Genomic DNA, 18,525 nt, shown 5'->3' with positions numbered 1-18,525 from the left:
TCACCGCACCTCGGTGAAGCCGCCGACCGGGCGGGCGCCCTCGGCGACCTCGCGCAGCTGACCCGACGGCGGCGCCGCCGCCCGATCGCCGGGCTTCCGGCCGGTCCTCGGCGCGCTTCCGGCGCCGGCAGGCGCGTCCGCGGCCGAGCCGGGCGCGCGCTCGACGGTGCGGAACAGGCCGTTGAGGCCGCTGATCACCTCGAAGGAGCGGCGCGAGAGCTTGCCGTAGGCGCTGGCATTCGGATCGGTCGGCGCGGTCGGGCCGCCGGAGGCCTGCTGCTGGGCGGCGCGCGGGCTCTCCTTCAGGCCGGGCAGGCCCTTGATCTCGATGCCCTGGTGGGCCGGCTCCATAACGTCGTGCCAGAGCTGGGCCGGGAGGGAGCCGCCGGTGAGCTTGTTGGTCGAGGTGTGGTCGTCGTTGCCGAACCAGACGGCGCCGACGTAATTGCCGGTGTAGCCGACGAACCACGCGTCCCGGTAGGCGTTCGTCGTGCCGGACTTGCCCGCCACCTTCACGCCCTCGAGCTGGGCCCGCTTGCCGGTGCCCTCCTCGACCACCTTGTTGAGCATGAAGTTCATGTCCGCCACGACCTGGGGCGAGAGAACCCGCTCGGGCGCCTCGTCGGCGTGGCGGTAGATCACCTCGCCGGACGAGTTCTTCACCTCGATGGCCGCGTAGGGCTTGGCGCGGAAGCCGCCGTTGGCGAACACCGCGTAGCCCGCCGCCTGGTCGATGACCGTCACCTCGTCCGAGCCGATCGGCATCGAGACCGTGTCGATCAGGTTCGAGGTGATGCCCATCTTGTGGGCGAGTTCCGTGATCTTCGCGCGGCCCGCCTTGGCGGCCTTGGCCTCATGGCTGATGCCCATCGCCTTGCCGAGGGCGATGGAGATCTTGATCGGGATCGTGTTGATCGACTTCGCCACCGCGAGCCACATCGGAACCCGGCCGGCATAGGAGCGGCCGTAATTCTGCGGGCACCAGTTGCCGATGCAGACGGGGCTGTCGACCACCGTCGTGTCGGGCTTGAACAGCCCGGAGGCGAGCGCGGCCGAGTAGACGTAGGGCTTGAACGAGGAGCCGGGCTGGCGCAGCGCGTCGGTAGCGCGGTTGAACTGGCTCTCGCCGTAATCCGCGCCGCCCACCATGGCGCGCAGCGCCCCGTCGGGATCGAGGATCACCATGGCGGCCTCGTCCACGTCGTAGGCGTCGCCGGATTTGCGCAGGATGTCGGCCACCGCCTCGTCGGCCCGCTTCTGGATCGCGAGGTCCAGCGGCGTCTTCACGGTCAGCACGCGGTCGTTGCGCAGCTTGCCCGCGTCGGCCATCGCCTTGATCTCGCCGAAGGCCCAGTCGAGGTAGTAGTCGGCGGTGATGTCGCGGGTGCGGGTCACCGGCGTCGCCGGGTTGCGGAGCGCCGTCTGGATCTGGCCCTCGGTGACGAAGCCCGCCTCCACCATGTTGTGCAGCACGTCCGCCGCCCGCGCGCGCGCCGCCGGCAGGTTGACGTGCGGGGCGTACTTGGTCGGCGCCTTGAACAGGCCCGCCAGCATGGCGGCCTCGGCGAGGCTGATGTCCTTGAGCGGCTTGCCGAAATAGTAGTCCGCCGCCGCCACCGCGCCGAAGGTGCCGCCGCCCATGTAGGCGCGGTCGAGGTAGAGCTTCAGGATCTCGTTCTTGGTGAGATGGCTCTCGAGCCACAGGGCCAGGAACGCCTCGTTGACCTTCCGCTCCAGGGAGCGCTCGTTCGTCAGGAACAGGTTCTTGGCGAGCTGCTGGGTGATCGAGGACCCGCCCTGCGTGCCGCTGCCGCCGCGGGAGTTGTTCACCAGCGCCCGCAGCGTGCCGATCGGGTCGATGCCCCAGTGCTCGTAGAAGCGCCGGTCTTCGGTGGAGACCAGCGCCTTGATCATGATGTCGGGAAAGTCGTCGAGCTTCAGCGAGTCGTCGTGCTTGATGCCGCGCCGCCCGACCTCGGTGCCGTAGCGGTCGAGGAAGGTGACGGCCAGATCCTGCTGCTTCAGCCAGTTCTCGCTGGTGAGCTGGAAGGCCGGCTGCGCCAGCGCGAGCATCAGGATGGCGCCGCCGGTCCCGATCGTCACTCCCTCGCTCGTCAGGTCGAGGGCGACGCGCTTCCAGCCGCGCACCGCGAAGCGGCTCATGACGCGCTGGAAGCGCTCGTAAGCCTGACCCGTCGACTGGCCGCCGTCGTACAGGCTCGCGTTGACCCAGGCGTCGAAGGCGAGGGCGGCGCGTTCGAGGCGGACCTTGATCTCGGTGAACGTCGGCAGGCGCACGATGTCGAACCCGGCTTGTCGAGCGCCTCTGCGGCGGAACCTGGCGGCGGATGGTCGGGCGCCCGCGCCGCGGACACGAACCCTGCGCCGGCGCCACCGCACGGCATCCGACGTCCATAGCAGGATCCGGAACCGGCGGCGAGGCTCTGCGCAGTCTCGTGATTTGCCGCGGACGAGCTTGGCCGTAACGCACGACGGGGCGATCCGGTCGCATGGCAATCGCGGGGCGGCCGTCGGCGACACTCGGCTGCCACGCTTGCAGCGGTGCCGCGCCTCGGGCAGAGAGGCGGCTTCCCATCCGAGAGACTTTCCCGATGCCCAAGCCCGAGGCGCCGCGCCGCGGGGCGGTCGAGCCGTTCTGGCGGACCAAGACGCTCGAAGCCATGACCCCGTCCGAGTGGGAGAGCCTGTGCGACGGCTGCGGCCGGTGCTGCCTGATGAAGCTCGAGGACGAGGATACTGGCGAGGTCCACCACACCGATATCGGGTGCACCCTGCTCGACGGCCTCACCTGCCGGTGCCGCGACTACGCGCGGCGGCAGAAGCGGGTGCCCGACTGCGTGCGCCTGACGCCGGAGGCGGTGCGGTCGATCGCCTGGCTGCCGCCGACCTGCGCGTACCGGCTCGTGCGCGACGGGCAGCCGCTATACCCGTGGCACCCCCTGGTCTCCGGCCGGGCCGCGAGCGTGCACGAGGCGGGCATCTCGGTCCGCGGCCGGCTCGCCGGCAACGAGGAGGAGTTCTCGGAGGACGAGTTGCCGGACCGGATCGTGGCTTGGCCGGGCCTCGATCCCGGCGCGGTGTGAAGCGACCGCACCGGACGTCCCCTCGAGCGATCGGCCGAGTTCGCGAGCCTCGGTCGGTACGCCTTAGCCGGCCCCGGCGTGTCGGCCGAGCAGCCGGCCTCCGGCCAATCCGTTCGCCGCGATCACGATGGCGACCGCCGCCGCGTGGAACAGCAGGTCCGTGGCGGTGGCGTCGTGCGGGTGGACCGGCATCAGCAGCGCCGCCGCCGCCGCCGCCACCGCCAGCCCCCCGAGGGCGGCCGTGAGGTTCGGCCGCAGCGGGCAGGCGCGCCGCAGCATCACGACGATCAGCAGGGACAGCGGCACCGAGACGCAGATCAGGAAGCTGAAGCAGCCCGTGATCGCGTGCTCGCCGGGCAGGTCGGCCCCCGGCGCGATCCAGTCGCGCAGGCAGCCCAGGCCGCTCGCCCCGACCCAGAGGGCGAGGGGCGGCAGCGGCAGCAGCGCCCAGCGGCCGGACCGTCCAGGCACGCTGGTGGCGAAGGCCGCGTAGGCGGCCGTGATCGCCGTCAGCACCGCGCCCAAAGCCGCGAAGGCCAGATCCGGCACGTGCATGCGCAGCATGAAGCCGCCGGTCCCGATCCAGGCGGCGAGGACCACGCCGATCAGAAGCGTCGCGCCGAGCCAGAGGGCCGCGCGTGCCTCCGGGGCCGGCAGCGGCCGCACGGGTTCGAGCCCGCCGGCGAGCTCCTCGACGAGCCGCTCGTGGCGGGACAGGTCGCCGCCGGCCCAGTTGCTCCCCTCTCCGGGCATCACTCCCGCTCCTGCGTCAGGCTGGCCCGGAGCGCCTTCAGCGCCCGGTGCAGGTTCACCTTGAGGGCACCCTTGCTGCGGCCGGTGAGGGCCGCGGTCTCGTCGAGCGACAACTCGCGCAGGCCCAGGTGCTCGACCGCCTGCCGCTGGCCGTCGGGCAGGGCCGCCACCGCCCTGGCCAGGGCGGCGGCCCGGTCCCGCGCCTCCAGCCCGTGGCCGGGGGCCGGCCCCGGATCGACCTCCGCCTCGTAGGCCAGCGGGTCGTTGACCTCCCGCGGGCGCCGCCCGGCGCGGCGCAGCCGGTCGATCGCCCGCCGCTGGGTGATGGCGCGCAGCCAGGGCAGGAAGGGCCGGGCCGGATCGTAGCTCGCCCGAGCCCGGTGGACGGTCATCAGCGCGTCCTGCACGACGTCGTCCACCGCCTCGCCGCGCACGCCCTGCGCACGCGCGATCGCCGAGACCACGGGCAGACAGGCCTTCAGCAGCGCGCGATAGGCGGCCGCGTCGCCGCCCTGGGCCGCCGCCATCAGGGTCGCCAGTTCCTGTTCGAGCGCCATCCGGGCTCCGCCGTCGTTCCGTCCCCCGGCACGCGGCGTGTCTACCCCACGGTCCGATCCCGACGCCAGCACCCAGCCGCGCGCGGGCATCCCGCCCGGGACGGCGAGGATCATCGCACGGCCTCCCGGACCGTCGCGGCGTGCGACGTTGCGGGAGACGCGGCGAGGCGCGCGGCGCCCAGGATCCGCCCGTCCTCGGACTGGAGCAGCAGGGCCGCCGTCTCGCCCTCGGGACGCGCCGACGCGAAGGTCGCGGCGGAGCCGGACCAGCGCCCGAGGTCGCGCACCGACCGGACGATGTTGGCCTGCTCGATGGTGCGCCCGGCATTCTCGCCGCGCAGCACGCGGGTGGTGTGGCTCGGATCGTACCCGATCAGGAGGACGCGGCCCGCGGCGCCGCCGGCCCCGGCACCGATCTGCGCGACGACCTGCTCGCCGTCGCGGGCCAGCGTCACGGGAATGCCGGGCCCGGCCTGCCGGGCGCGCGCGATCGCGGCGCGCAGGCCGGCCTCGTCGGAGCCGACCAGCCCGACCTGCCCGTCGATCACCGCCTGCGGCGTGTAGGTGGGTCCGCCGAGACGGGCCGCGTAGGCCTCCTGGCGGGCGGTGGCGGCCGGCAGGGCGTAGCGATCGCGCCAGTCGAGATGGTTCCAGTAGGTGACGTGGAACGCGAGCGGCAGGACATCGCCCTGCGCCCCCGCCGGCTCGTGGGCGAGGCGGCCGATCAGCGCCTCCGCGGGCGGGCAGGAGGAGCAGCTCTGCGAGGTGAACAGCTCGACGACGACGGGGCGCTCCGCCGCGTCGGCCGGGTAGAGGCTGCCGCACAGCAGGGCGGCGGCGATCAAGAGGGCAGGGCGCATGGCCGGAACTCCCGCACGCCGGCGGTTCGGACCCGGCGTACCGGCTCCTTCGGCGGCGGCGCGGCGGCGGTTACACCGGCGGCGCGAGTTCGAAGGCGTCGACGTCGCGCAGCAGGGCGACGAAGGCCCGGGCGCCGTGGTCGAGCGCCGCGCGGCCCGCCTCGGCCGTGCCGAGCCGCGCGTCGCCCATGGCGCCCGAAGCCTGGAGATCGCCGGCCTTCCACGCGAAGGCGGCGGGGCGGCCGGCGCGCAGGTGGGTGAAGTCGCGGATCATCGACAGCGTGCGCGGCGGGAAATCCGCGACCCGGTCGGTCCGGACGAGGTCCGGCCGCAGGGCCAGCATCAGCGCCGTCTCGATGCCGCCGGCGTGGATGCCGTGGGCGATCTCGTCCGCCGGGAACAGACCCTCGGGATAGCCGAGCCGCGCCCAGGATGTCGTGACCGCGACCATGCCGAACCGGGCGCGCAGCTCGCCCGCCACGAGATCGATGAGCGCGCTGTTGCCGCCGTGGCTCGTGACGATCACCAGCTTGCGGCAGCCGGCGCGGTGGACGGCCGCGCCGATGCCCGTCCAGGCGGCCAGCGCCGTCCCGGTTTCCAGGGAGAGCGTGCCGGGAAACGCGTCGTGCTCGTCGGACTTGCCCACCGGCTGGACCGGCAGCAGCAGCACGTCGAGATCCGCCGGCACGCCGTCGCGCACCCGGGCGAGGTAGCCCTCGGCGATCACGGTGTCGGTCGCGAGGGGGAGGTGGGGACCGTGCTGCTCGACGGCGGCCACCGGCAGGACGGCGATCGCGCGACCCATGTCCCGTTGGGTGAAGTCTTCGGTGGTCAGCTCGGACCAGAACTGCGCCGTCATCTCTGCCGCGGCCTCCGCCCGCCCCGCACGCGGCGGGTCCGGAAGGCGATCTAGCCGGCAGGCCGGCGCCGAGTCGACCGTCGCGCCGGCGATCCTTCCTCAGACAACCGGTCCCGCGCCGGCCCGGATCGCGTCAGGCGAACAGCGCGTCGATGTCGTCCTGGGAGGGCGTGGCGTCCACGGCCTGCGGGCCGTTCAGCATGAGGTCCTCGGCCCGGGTCCGCCGGGCACGCTCGGCGGGATCCATGGAGGCCGCGTCGCGGGCCTTCACGGCGCCGACGAAGCGGGCGAGGCGCTGCTCGAACAGGCGCAGCGATTCGACCACCTTGGCGATCCGCTGGCCGGTGATGTCCTGGAACGCGCAGGCCTCGAAGATCGTGTTGATGCGCTCCTCGACCGCGTCGCGGTAGCCCGGCCCGTCGGGCAGGCCGAGCATCGCCTCGGCCGCCTCCATGATCGTGTTGGTGGCGCCGGCGGTCGCCTCCACGACGCTGCCGAGCTCCTCGTGCGCCATGGGGATCCGGTCGCGACTCATCTCGTTCGCGCGCAGCGCCCCGATCTCCTCGCGGAGATGGGCGATGTAATCCGCGATCTCGATCAGCTCGGAGATCACGGTCTGCGGCTCGCGAAGCCGCAGATCGGTCTGCCGTGCGGCGGCTGACGACATGCTCTCCTCCTCGGATCTGTGGCCGTCCTCGCCGGCCACGCCACGTCTCGGCGTCCGGCGGCGCGGGAGCGATCCGTCCGGACGCGCGGTGGTCGAAGACGGGAGGCCGGTCAGCTGCCGCAGACCGCCTCGATCTTCGACTTCAGCGTGGCCGCGTTGAAGGGCTTGACGATGTAGTTGTTCACGCCGGCCTTCTTGGCCGCGATCACGTTCTCGGTCTTCGATTCGGCCGTCACCATGATGAACGGCGTCGTCCGAAGATTTTCGTCGGCGCGCACGTGACGGAGCAGCTCGTAGCCGGTCATCGGCTCCATGTTCCAGTCGGAGATGACGAGCCCGTACTTGCGACCCTTCAGTCGTGCGAGCGCCTCGGTCCCGTCGGAAGCGTCGTCGACCTCCTCGAAGCCGAGCTGCTTCAGTAGATTGCGAATAATGCGGACCATCGTCTGGTAATCGTCGACAACGAGGATCGGCATGCTCAGGTCGAGAGCCATCGAACAACTGCTCCGTATTGCCCGGCGGGAAGCCGCGGCGGCTCCCGGATAGATTAACGCTTCGCTAACGCTGCAATTTAGCTGCGCTGCACAGCATTTCAAATAGGGCATGCGCATTGCGAAGCCGTTAATCGGCGCGGGCGGCGCATGGCCGCCCGCGCGGCGTCGCCTCGCTTGACCCTCCGGGCGCCTTTCGGCAGGGTCCGGCCGCGTCGGGCCCCTCGCGGACATGTCAGGCGACCCTATCCGACCCTTCCGAGCACTCGACCCGAACCGATGGCCACAGGCGACGACACGGCCGCGCGACCCTTCACGATCTGCCGCGCCGACGCCCCCGTCCCGCCGGCCCTGGCCGGGGCCGTGGCGGCGATCGGCAACTTCGACGGCGTCCATCTCGGGCACCGGATGCTCGTCGACAGCGTGCGCGCCGCCGCCCGCGCGGCCGGCCGGCCGGCCGCGATCCTGACCTTCGAGCCGCACCCGCGGGCCTACTTCACGCCCGACGCGCCGATGTTCCGGCTGACCGGCCTCGCCGCCAAGGAGATCGTGTTCGCGCATCTCGGCCTCGACGGGCTGATCGTGCGCCGCTTCGACGGGGCTCTGGCGGAGACCGGCGCCCGCGCCTTCGTGCTCGATTTCCTGAAGCGGTCGCTGGGCCTGTCCGGCGTGGTCGTCGGACACGATTTCCACTTCGGCCGCGGCCGCGAGGGCACGCCCGCGATCCTGGCCGACCTCTGCCGGGAGGCGGGGATGAGCTGCCACATCGTGGCGCCGGTCGCCCTCGGCGGCGAGACCGAGCCGGTCTCCTCCAGCGCGATCCGCGCGGCCCTCGCGGCCGGCGATGTCGCCCGCGCCAACGCGCTGCTCGGCTACCGCTGGTTCGTCCTCGGCGCGGTCCGCCACGGCGACAAGCGCGGCCGCCAGCTGGGTTTCCCCACCGCAAACGTGATGCTGCCCGATTGCGGGCTCGCGCACGGCATCTACGCGGTGCGGGTCCGCCTGGCCTCGGGCGCGTTCCGCGACGGCGTGGCGAGCTACGGCCGCCGCCCGACCTTCGACGACGGCGCACCGTTGCTGGAGACCTACCTGTTCGACTTCTCCGGCGATCTCTACGGGCAGGACATCGCCGTGGAGTTCGTCGGGTACATTCGCGGCGAGGAGCGGTTCGCCAGCGCCGAGGCGCTGGTCGAGCGGATGCATGTCGACGCGGCCGCGGCCCGGACCATGCTGGCGCGGGATGAGACCCCGTCGATGCTGACCTGAGCCCCGCGGGCATCGCGGCGCGCGCGGATCGTGTAGAAGGCACCATCGAGCAGGAGGCGGACGTGCTGGGTCGTTACGAGCGCGCGAACAACGGCGAGGCGGTCGTCGAGTACGGCGACGGCACCATGCGGGTGGTCAAGCCCGGCAGCTTCGTGCGCTGCGCGGTGACCGGCGAGCCGATCCCGCTGGACGCCCTGCGCTACTGGAGCGCCGCCCGCCAGGAGGCCTACGTCTCCCCCGAGGCGATCCTCAGCCGGCTCAAGGAAACCGGCCGCCCCTGACGGTCACGGCGCGCCGAGCGCGCCGCGGATCTGCCCGCGCAGGGCGGCCACGTCGTCGAGCGCGAGGCGCACGCGCAGCACCCGCACGCCTGCCGCGAAGGCCGGCGGCAGGCGCACCGCGTCTTTCTCGGTGGTGACGAGCGCGGCGTCGAGGCGCCGGGCCGCCTCGGAAAGCGCCGCCAGCTCGCGCGCCCGGTAGGGATGATGGTCGGGGTAGGGGCGCGTCCCGACGATCACCGCCCCCGCCTCGGCCAGGGTCGCGAAGAACTTCTCCGGGCGGCCGATCCCCGCGAAGGCGAGGCAGCGGCGGCCGGCCAGGTCGTCCGTCTCCGGGACGAGGCGCGCCCGGTGGACGGGCAGGTCGCGCCGCGCGGCCGCCCGGGCGACCGCCTCGCCCCCGGCCCCGTCGCCGATCACGATCAGGCCGCCGACATGCGGCCACTGCCGGGCGAGCGGCGCGCGCAGCGGCCCCGCCGGGAACGGCAGGCCGTTGCCGAGGCCGGCGGGTCCGTCGACCACCGCGAGGCTGAGGTCCTTGGCGAGGCTCGGATTCTGGAGGCCGTCATCCATCACGACGACGTCGGCGCCGAGGCTCCGGCACAGGGCGGCCCCGGCCGGGCGGTCGCGGGCGACGATCGCGGGCGCGATGCGGGCGAGGAGCAGCGGCTCGTCGCCGACATCGGCGGCGGCGTGGTGCGCGGGATCGACCCGCACCGGACCCGCGAGCCGGCCGCCGTAGCCGCGCGACAGGAAGGCCGGCGCGGCGCCGAGTTCGGCGACGAGGCCCGCGACCGCCAGGGCGGCCGGCGTCTTGCCGGCACCGCCGAGGGTGAAGTTGCCCAGGCACAGGACCGGGCAGCCGGCCCGCGCGCCGGGGCGGTCCATCCGCCGCGCCACGAGCGCCCCGTACGCCGCGCCGACCGGCGCCAGCGCGCGCGCGGCCGGATGATCCGGCCCCGCGGCCCAGAAGGCCGGCGGTCGCATCAGGCCCGCGCGAGCGGGCGCGCGGGGCTGCCGCGATCGAGGCGCTGGAGCTTCATCTGCGCCACGAACGGATCGAGGACCGCGAGCGTGCGCGCCACCGCCCCCTCGAACGGCTCCAGGGCGCGCTGCCCGGCGCGGGCCATGTCGGCGAGGCGCTCCCGGTCACCGAGGAGCTCGGCGGCGACCGCCGCCAACTCGACGCCGTCGCGCACCGGCATGGCGCCGCCGGCGCGGTCGAGGGCTTGGTAGATGACGCCGAAATTCTCGGTGTGCGGCCCGTGAAGCACCGCCGAGTCGAGCCGCAGTGGCTCGATCGGGTTCTGGCCACCCCGCGGAACCAAGGAGCCGCCGAGGAACACCAGGGGGCAGAGGCGGTAGAACAAGCCCAGCTCGCCGATCGTGTCGGCGACGTAGACCTCGATCGAGGGATGGGGCCGCCCGCCGGTGGACCGCAGCGCGCTGCGCAGGCCGACGGCGTTCGCGCAGGCGACGGCCTCGCCCCCCCGGGCCGGGTGGCGCGGGGCGATGATCGTCAGGAGCTGGGGAAACTGCGCCTTGAGCATCGCGTGCGCGTAGGCGACCATGGCCTCCTCGCCGGAATGCGTGCTCGCCGCGACCCAGACCGGCCGGCCGGCCACCATGGATCCCAGATAGGCGAGCTGCTGCGCGTTGGCCGGCGGCACCGAGGCGTCGAATTTCAGGTTGCCGGCGATGCTCACCCGCGGCGCGCCGAGCTTGGCGAAGCGCTCGCCGTCCTCCTGGGTCTGCGTGAGGCAGATCGCGATGCGCGCCAAGAGCGCCTTCGCGGTGCGCGGGCAGCGCTCCCAGCCCCGGAACGAGCGCTCCGACATGCGCCCGTTGACCAGGATCAGCGGGATCTCGCGCTCGTCGAGCGCCAGGATCGTGTTCGGCCAGATCTCCGACTCGGCGATCACCGCGAGGTCCGGCTGCCAGTGGTCGAGGAACCGTCCGACCCAGCGCGGCGCGTCCAGGGGCATGTACTGATGCACCGCGCCCGGGGGCAGCCGGACGCCGACCAGCTCGGCGGCCGCGCGCGTGCCGGTGGTGACGAGGACCGAGAAGCCGCGGGCGATCATGCCCTCGACGAGCCCGATCAGCGACAGGGCTTCGCCGACGCTGGCGCCGTGCATCCAGGCAAGCGGCCCGACCGGCCGGGCCCGGCCCGGCAGGCCCCGCCGCTCCGGGAGCCGGCGCGGATCCTCCTTGCCGCGCTGCGCGCGCCACGCGAGCAGGCCCGTCAGCGCCGGCTCGCCGATGCGCAGGCCGGCCCGGTAGGCCTGCAGTGGCAGGGTCACGGAGGGGCGCCTCACGCGAGGTCTCCCACCGGCGCCTGGCCGATCTCAGGGACCTGGTCGCGGTAGAGCGCCGCCCGGTCAGAGCGCCCGACGAGGGTGTAGGCACGGGCATGGACCCGGTTCATCTCGGCCTCGACGAAGCGTCGGAGCGTCTCGAACGCTTCGCCCTCGCAGTCCCGCGGGACGTAGATCGGGTCGCCCAGCACGATCGCGCCGCGGCCGAAGGGCAGCCCGAGGCAGGCCCGGTCCCACGAACTGAAGCGCAGGTGCCGGCTCGTCACCACGGCCGCCGGGACGATCGGCCGGCCGGAGAAGCGCGCGAGGGTGAGAATCCCGGCATCGCATCGGCGGGAGACCTTCGGCACGTCGGCGCTGAAGGCCACGGATTCGCCGGCCTTCAGCGCCCGCAGCATCGCCCGCAAGCCCTCCGCGCCGCCCTTGGCGCGCTGATCGGTGGCGCGGCCGCGGCCGCGGGCGCCGGAGGCGCGCATCACGCGGACGCCGAAGCGCTCCAGCGCGATGGTGTTGATGTTCCCGTCCGGGTTCCGCGAGATGATCGTCGCCACGCGGTCGCCCGGCCGGCGCAGGAGCGGCATCATGATGTGCTGGCCGTGCCACATGCCGAGGATCAGCGGCGTGCGCGCGTCGATCCACCCGTCCGCCGCGCCCGCGGACGCCTCACCCGCGTGGATCTCGAAGCGGTTGGTGAGGCGCACGAGCCGCAGATAGGTCGCCGCGAGACGGCCGAGGAGGCGTTGCACGGGGGGCTGGCGGAGGAGACGCTTACCGAGGCTCATGTCACGCTTGGGGCGGGCCGGCGTGCCGCCGCCCGATCAGGTCCGGATCGAATTCGACCGCGCATGGTCTAGCTCCCGCTCCGGAGACGAGACAATCGGCCTCGTCCACAACCACACGGTTAGGCCGCCGGGATCGGCGGGCGTTCCGACGCCGCGGATGCTCCCGCGGCGCGGCGAAAACACGGCAGCGGGCCTTGTTTAGATCAATTCCAGACTATAAATTGGAATGGATCCAAAGAAGGAGATTCGCATGGCCGCCGGCCTCGACAGCGCCGCCGACCTGCACGCCGAGGCGCGCCGCGCCTTCGTGCTGCGCTACGTGCAGCCCGGCCTCGCCGGCCTGATCGACGGCTCGGTCTCGACCCTCGCGCCGATCTTCGCGGCGGCCTTCGCCACCGGTCACAACGGTGCGACCTTCCTGGTGGGGCTCGCGGCCTCGGTCGGGGCCGGCATCAGCATGGGGTTCACCGAGGCCCTGTCGGACGACGGCGCCGTCACCGGCCGCGGCGATCCGTGGCTGCGCGGCCTGGTCTGCGGGGCGATGACCACGCTGGGCGGCCTCGGCCACACGCTGCCCTACGCGATCCCCGACACGCTCCCGGCCGGCTGGCCGAACCCGTTCGTCCTGGCCACGAGCCTCGCGGTTCTGGTGGTGATCGTGGAGCTCGCGGTCATCGCGGCGATCCGCACGCGCTTCATGGCGACGCCGTTCTGGCGCGCGGCCCTGCAGGTCATGCTCGGCGGCGCGCTGGTGCTGGTGGTCGGGATGCTGATCGGAAGCGCTTGACGGGACGCGCCGCGCCCGCGATGCGGGGCGCCTTTCCCCGTGTCGAGGGTGACCACCGGCGTTGACCTTCCGCCTCGCCCATCTCAGCGATCCGCATGTCGGGCCCCTCGGGCCGGTGCGCCTCCGCCAGCTCCTCGGCAAGCGCGCCACCGGCTACGCCAACTGGCGGCGGGGGCGCTCGCGCAGCCACGACATGACCGTGCTGGAGGCCCTGGTCACCGACCTGAAGGCGCAGGAGGCCGCGCACGTCGCCTGCACGGGCGACCTGTGCAACATCGGCCTGCCCAGCGAGTGGGAGACCGCCCGCACCTTCCTGGAAGCCCTCGGATCCCCCGAAGCGGTGAGCTTCGTGCCGGGCAACCACGACGCCTATGTCCGCGGCTCCCTGGAAGGCCTGCTCGCCGCCTGCGGCCGCTACACGGGGGACGATTCGGGCTCCTGGGGCCACTTCCCGTACCTGCGGCGCCGCGGCCCGCTGGCCCTGGTCGGCCTGTCCAGCGCGATCCCGACGAAGCCCTTCGTGGCGACCGGCCGCCTCGGCGCGTCGCAGCTCGCCGCGGCCGAGACCCTGCTCCGCGCCCTGGCCACCGAGCCCGGTCGGCCGTTCCGTGTGGTGATGATCCACCATCCGCCGCAGCCCGGCGGCGCCTCACCGGGGCGCGAGCTCAAGGACGCGGCGGCGTTCACCGCGATGATCGGGCGGGCCGGCGCGGACCTGATCCTGCACGGTCACAATCACGTCACCAGCACCGCCCGGATCGCGGGGCCGGACGGGCGGACCGTCCCAGTCATCGGAGCTCCCTCCGCCTCGGCGCGCGCGGACGGTCACGGCGCGATCGCGTCGCGCCGGGCCTCCTACCTGCTGTTCGAGATCGGCCGGGCGGACCAGGGGTTCTCGGTCACGGCCCGTCGGCGGGGCCTCGACGCGTCGGGCACCGTGGGCGATCTCGGCACGCTCGACCTCGGCGCGCCGGGCGGAGCCTGAGGGCGTGAGCCGGCACGGCCGTCGTGATGGCGGCGCCGGCCCAATGATCGGCAACGATGCGGTTCAGATGCCGGCGACCGCGAGGTCGGCGCGCTGCTGTCGGCTGAGACTTGCTTCGTAGCGCTCGGCCTGGAGGCGGGTGAGACCGCATATCAACGCGAGTGTCCCGCGATACACGGTATAGGTGCCGTCGTGAGTCGGCCTGACGCGAATCACCTCTGCCATGGGAGCCTGCCTTATGCTGGAGGTTGCCTGCTTTCGTCTGAGGAAATCGTCCCTTCTCGCTGGATTGGCCGGTCGAACGCGCGAACGAGGGCGAGGTTATCAGTCGTTCCAAAGGTGGCAAGGGTCGTATACGTCGAAATGCTTAGGTCCTTCTGCTGCAATGCGGCAAAGCCTTGGCCGGCCACGCGATCCGCGGGTGCGCAAAAAAGCGGCCGCCGTCTTGCATTTTGAATATGCTGCGCGGGTCGGCCGGGAGCCGCCCGGGCGGCGCGAATCGTAGGATGGATCCCGCCCGTCCGGGCGCGAAAGGACACCCCATGCAGCTCTGGCGTCTGACGGCGACCGACCTCGCGGCCCTGATCCGCTCCGGCCAGGTCTCGGCCCGGGAGGTGGCGCGGGACGCCCTCGACCGGCTCGACGCGGTCAACGGGCGGATCAATGCCGTGGTCGAGCACCGGCCCGAGGACGTGCTAGCGCAGGCGGACGCGGTGGACGCCGCCCGCGCGCGCGGCGAGGCCCCCGGTCCGCTGGCGGGCGTGCCGGTCACCGTCAAGGTCAACGCCGACCAGCGCGGCTTCGCGACGACGAACGGCCTGCGCCTCCAGCGCGATCTCGTGGCGACGGACGACAATCCCGTCGTCGCCAACCTGCGCCGGGCCGGCGCCGTGCTGCTCGGGCGGACCAACACCCCGGCCTTCTCGCTGCGCTGGTTCACCACGAACCAGCTCCACGGCGACACCAAGAATCCCCGCGACCCGGCGCTGACGCCCGGCGGCTCCTCCGGGGGCGCCGGCGCCGCGGTGGCGGCCGGGATCGGCGCCATCGCGCACGGCACCGACATCGCCGGCTCGGTGCGCTACCCGGCCTATGCCTGCGGGGTGCACGGGCTGCGCCCGAGCCTGGGCCGGATCCCGGCCTGGAACGCGTCCTCGCCCGAGCGCGGCATCGGTCCCCAGCTGATGGCGGTCTCCGGCCCGCTCGCCCGCAGCATCGCCGACGTGCGCCTCGGCCTCGAGGTCATGGCGGCGCCCGACCCGCGCGACCCGTGGTGGGTGCCGGCACCGCTCGAGGGACCGCCCGTCGCGCGCGAGGTCGCGCTCTGCGTGCGGCCCGGGGGGCTCGCCACCGCACCGGAGGTCGAGGCCGCCCTGCGCGAGGCCGCGCGGCGCCTGAGCGAGGCCGGGTGGGCGGTCACGGAGATCGCCGACACCCCTCCGATCCGGGAGGCGAGCGAGCTGCAGCTCCAGCTCTGGCTCGGCGACGGCTACGCGGCGGTCCGGGCCGCGGCCGAGCGGGAAGGGGATCCGGCGGCGATCGGCCTCCTGGAGAGCTTCCGGCCGCGGGCCGAGGCGATGGCGCCCGACGCCATCGCCCGGGCGCTGACCCGGCGCGCGACGCTGGCGCGGGACTGGGCGCTGTTCCTGGCCGAGAACCCCGTGCTGCTGGTCCCGGTCTCGGGGGAGTTGCCCTTCCCGGACGGCCTCGACCGCACCGGCGATGCCGGGATTGCCCGGGCCTTCGAGGCGAACCTGCTGCAGGTCGGGCTGGCGCCGATCGGCGTCCCGGCGCTCACGGTGACGACCGGCCTCGTCGGGCGGACACCCGTCGGCGTGCAGCTGGTCGCTGCCCGCTACCGGGAAGACCTCTGCCTCGCGGCCGGCGCGGCGATCGAGGCCGGCGGCGTGCCGGAGATGCCGGTCGACCCGGCCTGAGGCGCAACCGCGTCCGCCGGAACCGAACCGTCGCCGCCCCGCTTTTACAACCATTGGTTGCATAAGGCGCGGCATGTCGATGATCGCCACCGGCGGGTGCCTCGGGAGCACCCTGCTCTGTCTCCTGACCGCGTCGTCGGGACCGCTCCTCGCCCTGGCGGGCTTCTTCGGCGGCGGCACGGCCGGGGGCCTGCTGGGCGCACTGGCGGTCGCGGCCCTCGGCCGGGGTCGCGCCTGATCGGGGCGCGGCCGGCCTCAGGGCCGGCCGGCGGCGCCGAGGTTGGCGAGCAGGGCCGCGAAGAGCCGGGCCCGCTGCGGCAGGGTCTCGATCAGCACGTGTTCCTCCAGGGTGTGGTAGCCCTGGCCCAGCGGTCCGAGCCCGTCGAGGGTCGGGATGCCGTTGGCGCCGGTGAAGTTGCCGTCCGAGCCGCCGCCGGCGCTGCGATGGGGCAGGGGCTGGCCGAGCGCCTCGCTCAGCGCACGCGCCTGCTCGTAGAGCGCCATGCAGCCGGCATCCGGCTCCCAGACCGGCCGGGTCACGCCGCGGGTCACGGTGAAGCGGACGCCGTCCTCTTCGCCCGACAGGGCCAGCATCCGCTCGACGCCGCGGTCGAGGTCGGCCTGCCGCTTGGCCATGCTGAGCGCCTGCCCGCGGCAGACGGTCGGGACGCAGTTCACCCACTGCCCGCCCGAGACGATCCCGGTCGAGACGGTGCAGTCGGCATCCGACAGCGCGTCGATGGCGAGGATCTTCCGCGCCATCGCGCGGATCGCCGAGCGCCCCTCGTGGGGCGAGGCGCCGGCGTGGCTCGGGCGGCCCAGGGCCTCGAGGTCGAAGCGGGCGATGGCGTAGCGGCCGGTGACGACCCCGTTCTCGGGCTGGCCGGGTTCGGGCACCAGCACGACGGCGTGGCGGGCGGCCTCCGCCTCGATCAGGTCGCGGGTGGAGGGGCTGCCGATCTCCTCGTCGCCGGTGAACAGGACGGTCACCGGCAGCGGCGTCTCGATCCCGGCCGCCGCCAGGGCGCGGATCGCCGCGAGCGCGATGACGTTGCCGCCCTTCATGTCGAGGATGCCGGGACCGTAGGCGCGGTCGCCCTCGATCCGCCACGGCAGGCTCCCGAGGGTGCCGACCGGATGCACCGTGTCGAGGTGGCCGAGCACCAGGATGCCGGGCGCGTCGCGGTCCCGGTGCGGCAACCGGGCGCGGACGCAGTCGCTCAGGCCCATGCGGCCCGGGATCGTCTCGACGGTCGCCCCGAGAAGCGCGAGGTCGCGGGCGGCGACGCCCATCATGCGATTGACCGCCGCCGCGTCGTGGGTGGGGCTCTCGCACAGCACCCAGGGCTGCAGGGTCGCGAGGATCTCGCGCGCGTCGAAGGACAGGTCCGGGATCATCGGGCGTTCTCCTCGGCGAACGGATCGGCGACACGCGGCCAGTAGAGGCCGGACCGCTTGGTGTAGGGGATCGCGCCGTAATCCGGCGGGACGGCGCCGGGCGCCGCGACGTAGCGGACCTCGCTCGCGATCGGCGCGAAGGCGGCGTAGAAGTGCTGCATCGACTTCACCACGACGATCCGCTTGTCGTCGAGGCTCAGGCCGAGGCCCGTGAACGCGTCGGGCGCGAAGGCCTGCTGGCGCTTGTGGGTCAGCACCACGTGGATCCCGTCCGCCTCCACCCAGGCCGCGGGGCCGAGTTGGGCCCGGCCGCCGCTGAGGCCGGTCTGGCTGTGGTCGTCCGACAGGCCGCGGACCGTGACGCGCAGGTCCACCGGGTTCCCGGAGGTCACGCCGCACTTGCCGCCGATCCGGAGGGTGAAGGTCGCCCCGAGGCCGGCCTCGTGGCAGATGCCGACCGCGCCGGGATCCCAGATCAGGCCGAGCGCCACGTCCGCGATGCCCCGCTCGGCGAGGCGGGCGAGGATCGCGGTGTTGTCGGAGGGTGCGCCCGCGCCGGCATTGTCGGCGAAGTCGGCGAGCACCATCGGGCGCGGGTCGCCGGAGGCGAGCGCCCGGTCGATGGCCGCGTCGATCGTGTCGCAGTGGCTCGCCGCCTCCTCCCGCATCGCCCAGACGGCCCCGGCCAGCTCGTCGGCCAGCGCCTGCGCCTTGCCGGCATCGCCGTCGGCCACGACCAGCATCTTGGCGCCGACATCGGCCACGTCGCCCCAGGGAAAGCCGTGCCCGAAGGAGACCGACAGGATGCCGTCGCGCCCCTCCAGCGCCTCCATGCGGCGAACGAAGCCCGCGACCGGCTCGCGGCTGGTGCGCCACATGTTGACGATCCGGCAGTCGGCGTAGGCCATCACCGGCCGGATGTCCTTCGCCACGGTCCGGACGACCAGGGGGTACAGGTCGCGGGCGCGGTCGACGATGTCGGTGTGGGGGTATTCCTTGTAGATCACGATGACGTCTGCGCTGGCCCGCATCGTCTCGGTGAGGTGGCAGTGGAGGTCGAGCTCGACGCCGATCGTGGCGTCCGGTCCCACGATGGCGCGGACCCGCTCCAGGGTGTCGCCCTCGCAGTCGTCGTACCCCTCGGCCACCATGGCCCCGTGCATGAACAGCAGCACCGCGTCGACCGGCATCGCGGCCTCCAGGTCCTCCAGCAGGGCGTCGCGCAGCTCCTCGTAGACGGCCCGCAGGGTGATCCCGCCGGGCTGCGCGAAGGTCGAGAGGCTCTCGACGACGGTGTGCCCGTCCGCCTCGGCCAGCGCGCGCCAGGCCTTGAGGCCGATATTGCTGAGGCTCGGCGGGTTCAGGCTGCCGTCCCGGCGGGCGTAGTCGGCGTGGAACGCCGACCGTCCGGTGGGCAGCGGCGCGAAGGTGTTGGTCTCGGTGGCGAGGCCGGCGATGAAGATCTTCAAGGTCCTGTCCCAAT

General features: G+C 73.4%; 19 protein-coding genes and 1 pseudogene. 7 read left to right on the top strand and 13 right to left on the bottom strand.

The annotated features are described in order from the left end of the window. Entirely contained in the window at window positions 1–2,298 is a 2,298-nt protein-coding gene (locus ACX9MN_RS01425; protein ID WP_020093687.1) for a transglycosylase domain-containing protein, read from the bottom strand. 314 nt (window positions 2,299–2,612) lie between these two features. On the opposite strand from ACX9MN_RS01425, the gene ACX9MN_RS01420 reads away from it, so the two are divergent. Further along, on the top strand, window positions 2,613–3,104 hold the full coding sequence (locus ACX9MN_RS01420; RefSeq protein ID WP_020093688.1) for a YcgN family cysteine cluster protein: 492 nt from the start codon (window positions 2,613–2,615) through the stop codon (window positions 3,102–3,104). A 63-nt stretch (window positions 3,105–3,167) separates the two neighbouring features. Here the strand turns inward: ACX9MN_RS01420 and ACX9MN_RS01415 are convergent, their stop codons facing one another. The 6 genes from ACX9MN_RS01415 to ACX9MN_RS01390 all read right to left on the bottom strand — a co-directional run bounded on the left by ACX9MN_RS01415 (window position 3,168) and on the right by ACX9MN_RS01390 (window position 7,294). Then, window positions 3,168–3,857, bottom strand: a complete 690-nt coding sequence (locus ACX9MN_RS01415; protein ID WP_132366849.1) for an NrsF family protein — start codon at window positions 3,855–3,857, stop codon at window positions 3,168–3,170. Next, entirely contained in the window at window positions 3,857–4,414 is a 558-nt protein-coding gene (locus tag ACX9MN_RS01410) for a sigma-70 family RNA polymerase sigma factor (RefSeq protein WP_020093690.1), read from the bottom strand. The genes ACX9MN_RS01415 and ACX9MN_RS01410 overlap by 1 nt, the downstream gene beginning before the upstream one ends. A gap of 110 nt (window positions 4,415–4,524) precedes the next feature. Then, window positions 4,525–5,274, bottom strand: coding sequence for a DUF1223 domain-containing protein (locus ACX9MN_RS01405; RefSeq protein WP_132366848.1), 750 nt, complete (start codon window positions 5,272–5,274; stop codon window positions 4,525–4,527). 70 nt (window positions 5,275–5,344) lie between these two features. Beyond that, window positions 5,345–6,133, bottom strand: a complete 789-nt coding sequence (locus tag ACX9MN_RS01400) for a creatininase family protein (RefSeq protein ID WP_091979486.1) — start codon at window positions 6,131–6,133, stop codon at window positions 5,345–5,347. 133 nt (window positions 6,134–6,266) lie between these two features. Next, window positions 6,267–6,800 carry a protein phosphatase CheZ gene (locus tag ACX9MN_RS01395; protein ID WP_020093693.1) on the bottom strand — a complete coding sequence of 178 codons (534 nt, stop codon included), beginning with the start codon at window positions 6,798–6,800 and terminating at the stop codon, window positions 6,267–6,269. A 110-nt stretch (window positions 6,801–6,910) separates the two neighbouring features. Beyond that, complete coding sequence (locus ACX9MN_RS01390; protein ID WP_012317888.1) at window positions 6,911–7,294, bottom strand: response regulator; 384 nt, start codon at window positions 7,292–7,294, stop codon at window positions 6,911–6,913. A gap of 276 nt (window positions 7,295–7,570) precedes the next feature. Here ACX9MN_RS01390 and ACX9MN_RS01385 point away from each other — a divergent pair, with 276 nt between their 5' ends. Together ACX9MN_RS01385 and ACX9MN_RS01380 are read left to right on the top strand one after the other, a co-directional pair. Then, window positions 7,571–8,557, top strand: a complete 987-nt coding sequence (locus tag ACX9MN_RS01385; protein WP_056525586.1) for a bifunctional riboflavin kinase/FAD synthetase — start codon at window positions 7,571–7,573, stop codon at window positions 8,555–8,557. A gap of 62 nt (window positions 8,558–8,619) precedes the next feature. Continuing rightward, on the top strand, window positions 8,620–8,838 hold the full coding sequence (locus tag ACX9MN_RS01380) for a DUF2093 domain-containing protein (protein WP_132366847.1): 219 nt from the start codon (window positions 8,620–8,622) through the stop codon (window positions 8,836–8,838). A gap of 3 nt (window positions 8,839–8,841) precedes the next feature. Here ACX9MN_RS01380 and lpxK read toward each other — a convergent pair whose 3' ends face one another. The 3 genes from lpxK to ACX9MN_RS01365 are packed head-to-tail and all read right to left on the bottom strand — an operon-like array spanning window position 8,842 to window position 11,935. Beyond that, on the bottom strand, window positions 8,842–9,822 hold the full coding sequence (gene lpxK / locus ACX9MN_RS01375) for a tetraacyldisaccharide 4'-kinase (RefSeq protein WP_489723563.1): 981 nt from the start codon (window positions 9,820–9,822) through the stop codon (window positions 8,842–8,844). Further along, window positions 9,822–11,153 carry a 3-deoxy-D-manno-octulosonic acid transferase gene (locus ACX9MN_RS01370; protein ID WP_132366845.1) on the bottom strand — a complete coding sequence of 444 codons (1,332 nt, stop codon included), beginning with the start codon at window positions 11,151–11,153 and terminating at the stop codon, window positions 9,822–9,824. The genes lpxK and ACX9MN_RS01370 overlap by 1 nt, the downstream gene beginning before the upstream one ends. Continuing rightward, window positions 11,150–11,935 (bottom strand): lysophospholipid acyltransferase family protein, encoded by a 786-nt coding sequence (locus ACX9MN_RS01365; RefSeq protein WP_489723562.1) that lies wholly within the window; start codon window positions 11,933–11,935, stop codon window positions 11,150–11,152. Before ACX9MN_RS01365 ends, ACX9MN_RS01370 begins: the two co-directional genes overlap by 4 nt. A 295-nt stretch (window positions 11,936–12,230) precedes the next feature. On the opposite strand from ACX9MN_RS01365, the pseudogene ACX9MN_RS01360 reads away from it, so the two are divergent. Both ACX9MN_RS01360 and ACX9MN_RS01355 read left to right on the top strand, forming a co-directional pair. After that, window positions 12,231–12,722 (top strand): annotated as a pseudogene (locus ACX9MN_RS01360) (VIT1/CCC1 transporter family protein); the annotation flags it as partial. A 61-nt stretch (window positions 12,723–12,783) separates the two neighbouring features. Continuing rightward, window positions 12,784–13,707: a metallophosphoesterase family protein gene (locus ACX9MN_RS01355; protein ID WP_042674390.1), complete on the top strand. Its 924-nt coding sequence runs from the start codon at window positions 12,784–12,786 to the stop codon at window positions 13,705–13,707. 63 nt (window positions 13,708–13,770) lie between these two features. Here ACX9MN_RS01355 and ACX9MN_RS01350 read toward each other — a convergent pair whose 3' ends face one another. Next, entirely contained in the window at window positions 13,771–13,932 is a 162-nt protein-coding gene (locus tag ACX9MN_RS01350) for a hypothetical protein (protein WP_012317896.1), read from the bottom strand. A gap of 317 nt (window positions 13,933–14,249) precedes the next feature. On the opposite strand from ACX9MN_RS01350, the gene ACX9MN_RS01345 reads away from it, so the two are divergent. Both ACX9MN_RS01345 and ACX9MN_RS01340 read left to right on the top strand, forming a co-directional pair. Continuing rightward, a complete protein-coding gene (locus ACX9MN_RS01345; RefSeq protein ID WP_042674391.1) occupies window positions 14,250–15,644 on the top strand; it encodes an amidase family protein in 1,395 nt (464 codons plus the stop codon). Between the two features lie 73 nt (window positions 15,645–15,717). After that, window positions 15,718–15,882, top strand: a complete 165-nt coding sequence (locus ACX9MN_RS01340) for a hypothetical protein (protein WP_165923085.1) — start codon at window positions 15,718–15,720, stop codon at window positions 15,880–15,882. Window positions 15,883–15,899: 17 nt separating this feature from the next. Here the strand turns inward: ACX9MN_RS01340 and ACX9MN_RS01335 are convergent, their stop codons facing one another. Beyond that, the gene (locus ACX9MN_RS01335) at window positions 15,900–17,042 is read right to left on the bottom strand and encodes a M20/M25/M40 family metallo-hydrolase (RefSeq protein ID WP_056525601.1); all 1,143 of its coding nucleotides are present in this window, start codon (window positions 17,040–17,042) and stop codon (window positions 15,900–15,902) included. Beyond that, window positions 17,039–18,511, bottom strand: coding sequence for a M81 family metallopeptidase (locus tag ACX9MN_RS01330; RefSeq protein WP_489723561.1), 1,473 nt, complete (start codon window positions 18,509–18,511; stop codon window positions 17,039–17,041). The genes ACX9MN_RS01335 and ACX9MN_RS01330 overlap by 4 nt, the downstream gene beginning before the upstream one ends. Window positions 18,512–18,525 lie beyond the last annotated feature (14 nt).

Source organism: Methylobacterium sp. 1A, assembly GCF_058072805.1.
This window is presented reverse-complemented; position numbering and strand designations above follow the sequence as displayed.

What these genes read in the sequence shown, in the direction of transcription:
- ACX9MN_RS01400 (WP_091979486.1), bottom strand. Translation starts at nt 6,133, where the DNA reads ATGACGGCGCAGTTCTGGTCCGAGCTGACCACCGAAGACTTCACCCAA.
- ACX9MN_RS01415 (WP_132366849.1), bottom strand. Translation starts at nt 3,857, where the DNA reads ATGCCCGGAGAGGGGAGCAACTGGGCCGGCGGCGACCTGTCCCGCCAC.
- lpxK (WP_489723563.1), bottom strand. Translation starts at nt 9,822, where the DNA reads ATGCGACCGCCGGCCTTCTGGGCCGCGGGGCCGGATCATCCGGCCGCG.
- ACX9MN_RS01350 (WP_012317896.1), bottom strand. Translation starts at nt 13,932, where the DNA reads ATGGCAGAGGTGATTCGCGTCAGGCCGACTCACGACGGCACCTATACC.
- ACX9MN_RS01410 (WP_020093690.1), bottom strand. Translation starts at nt 4,414, where the DNA reads ATGGCGCTCGAACAGGAACTGGCGACCCTGATGGCGGCGGCCCAGGGC.
- ACX9MN_RS01335 (WP_056525601.1), bottom strand. Translation starts at nt 17,042, where the DNA reads ATGATCCCGGACCTGTCCTTCGACGCGCGCGAGATCCTCGCGACCCTG.
- ACX9MN_RS01365 (WP_489723562.1), bottom strand. Translation starts at nt 11,935, where the DNA reads ATGAGCCTCGGTAAGCGTCTCCTCCGCCAGCCCCCCGTGCAACGCCTC.
- ACX9MN_RS01395 (WP_020093693.1), bottom strand. Translation starts at nt 6,800, where the DNA reads ATGTCGTCAGCCGCCGCACGGCAGACCGATCTGCGGCTTCGCGAGCCG.
- ACX9MN_RS01345 (WP_042674391.1), top strand. Translation starts at nt 14,250, where the DNA reads ATGCAGCTCTGGCGTCTGACGGCGACCGACCTCGCGGCCCTGATCCGC.
- ACX9MN_RS01420 (WP_020093688.1), top strand. Translation starts at nt 2,613, where the DNA reads ATGCCCAAGCCCGAGGCGCCGCGCCGCGGGGCGGTCGAGCCGTTCTGG.
- ACX9MN_RS01385 (WP_056525586.1), top strand. Translation starts at nt 7,571, where the DNA reads ATGGCCACAGGCGACGACACGGCCGCGCGACCCTTCACGATCTGCCGC.
- ACX9MN_RS01390 (WP_012317888.1), bottom strand. Translation starts at nt 7,294, where the DNA reads ATGGCTCTCGACCTGAGCATGCCGATCCTCGTTGTCGACGATTACCAG.
- ACX9MN_RS01405 (WP_132366848.1), bottom strand. Translation starts at nt 5,274, where the DNA reads ATGCGCCCTGCCCTCTTGATCGCCGCCGCCCTGCTGTGCGGCAGCCTC.
- ACX9MN_RS01340 (WP_165923085.1), top strand. Translation starts at nt 15,718, where the DNA reads ATGTCGATGATCGCCACCGGCGGGTGCCTCGGGAGCACCCTGCTCTGT.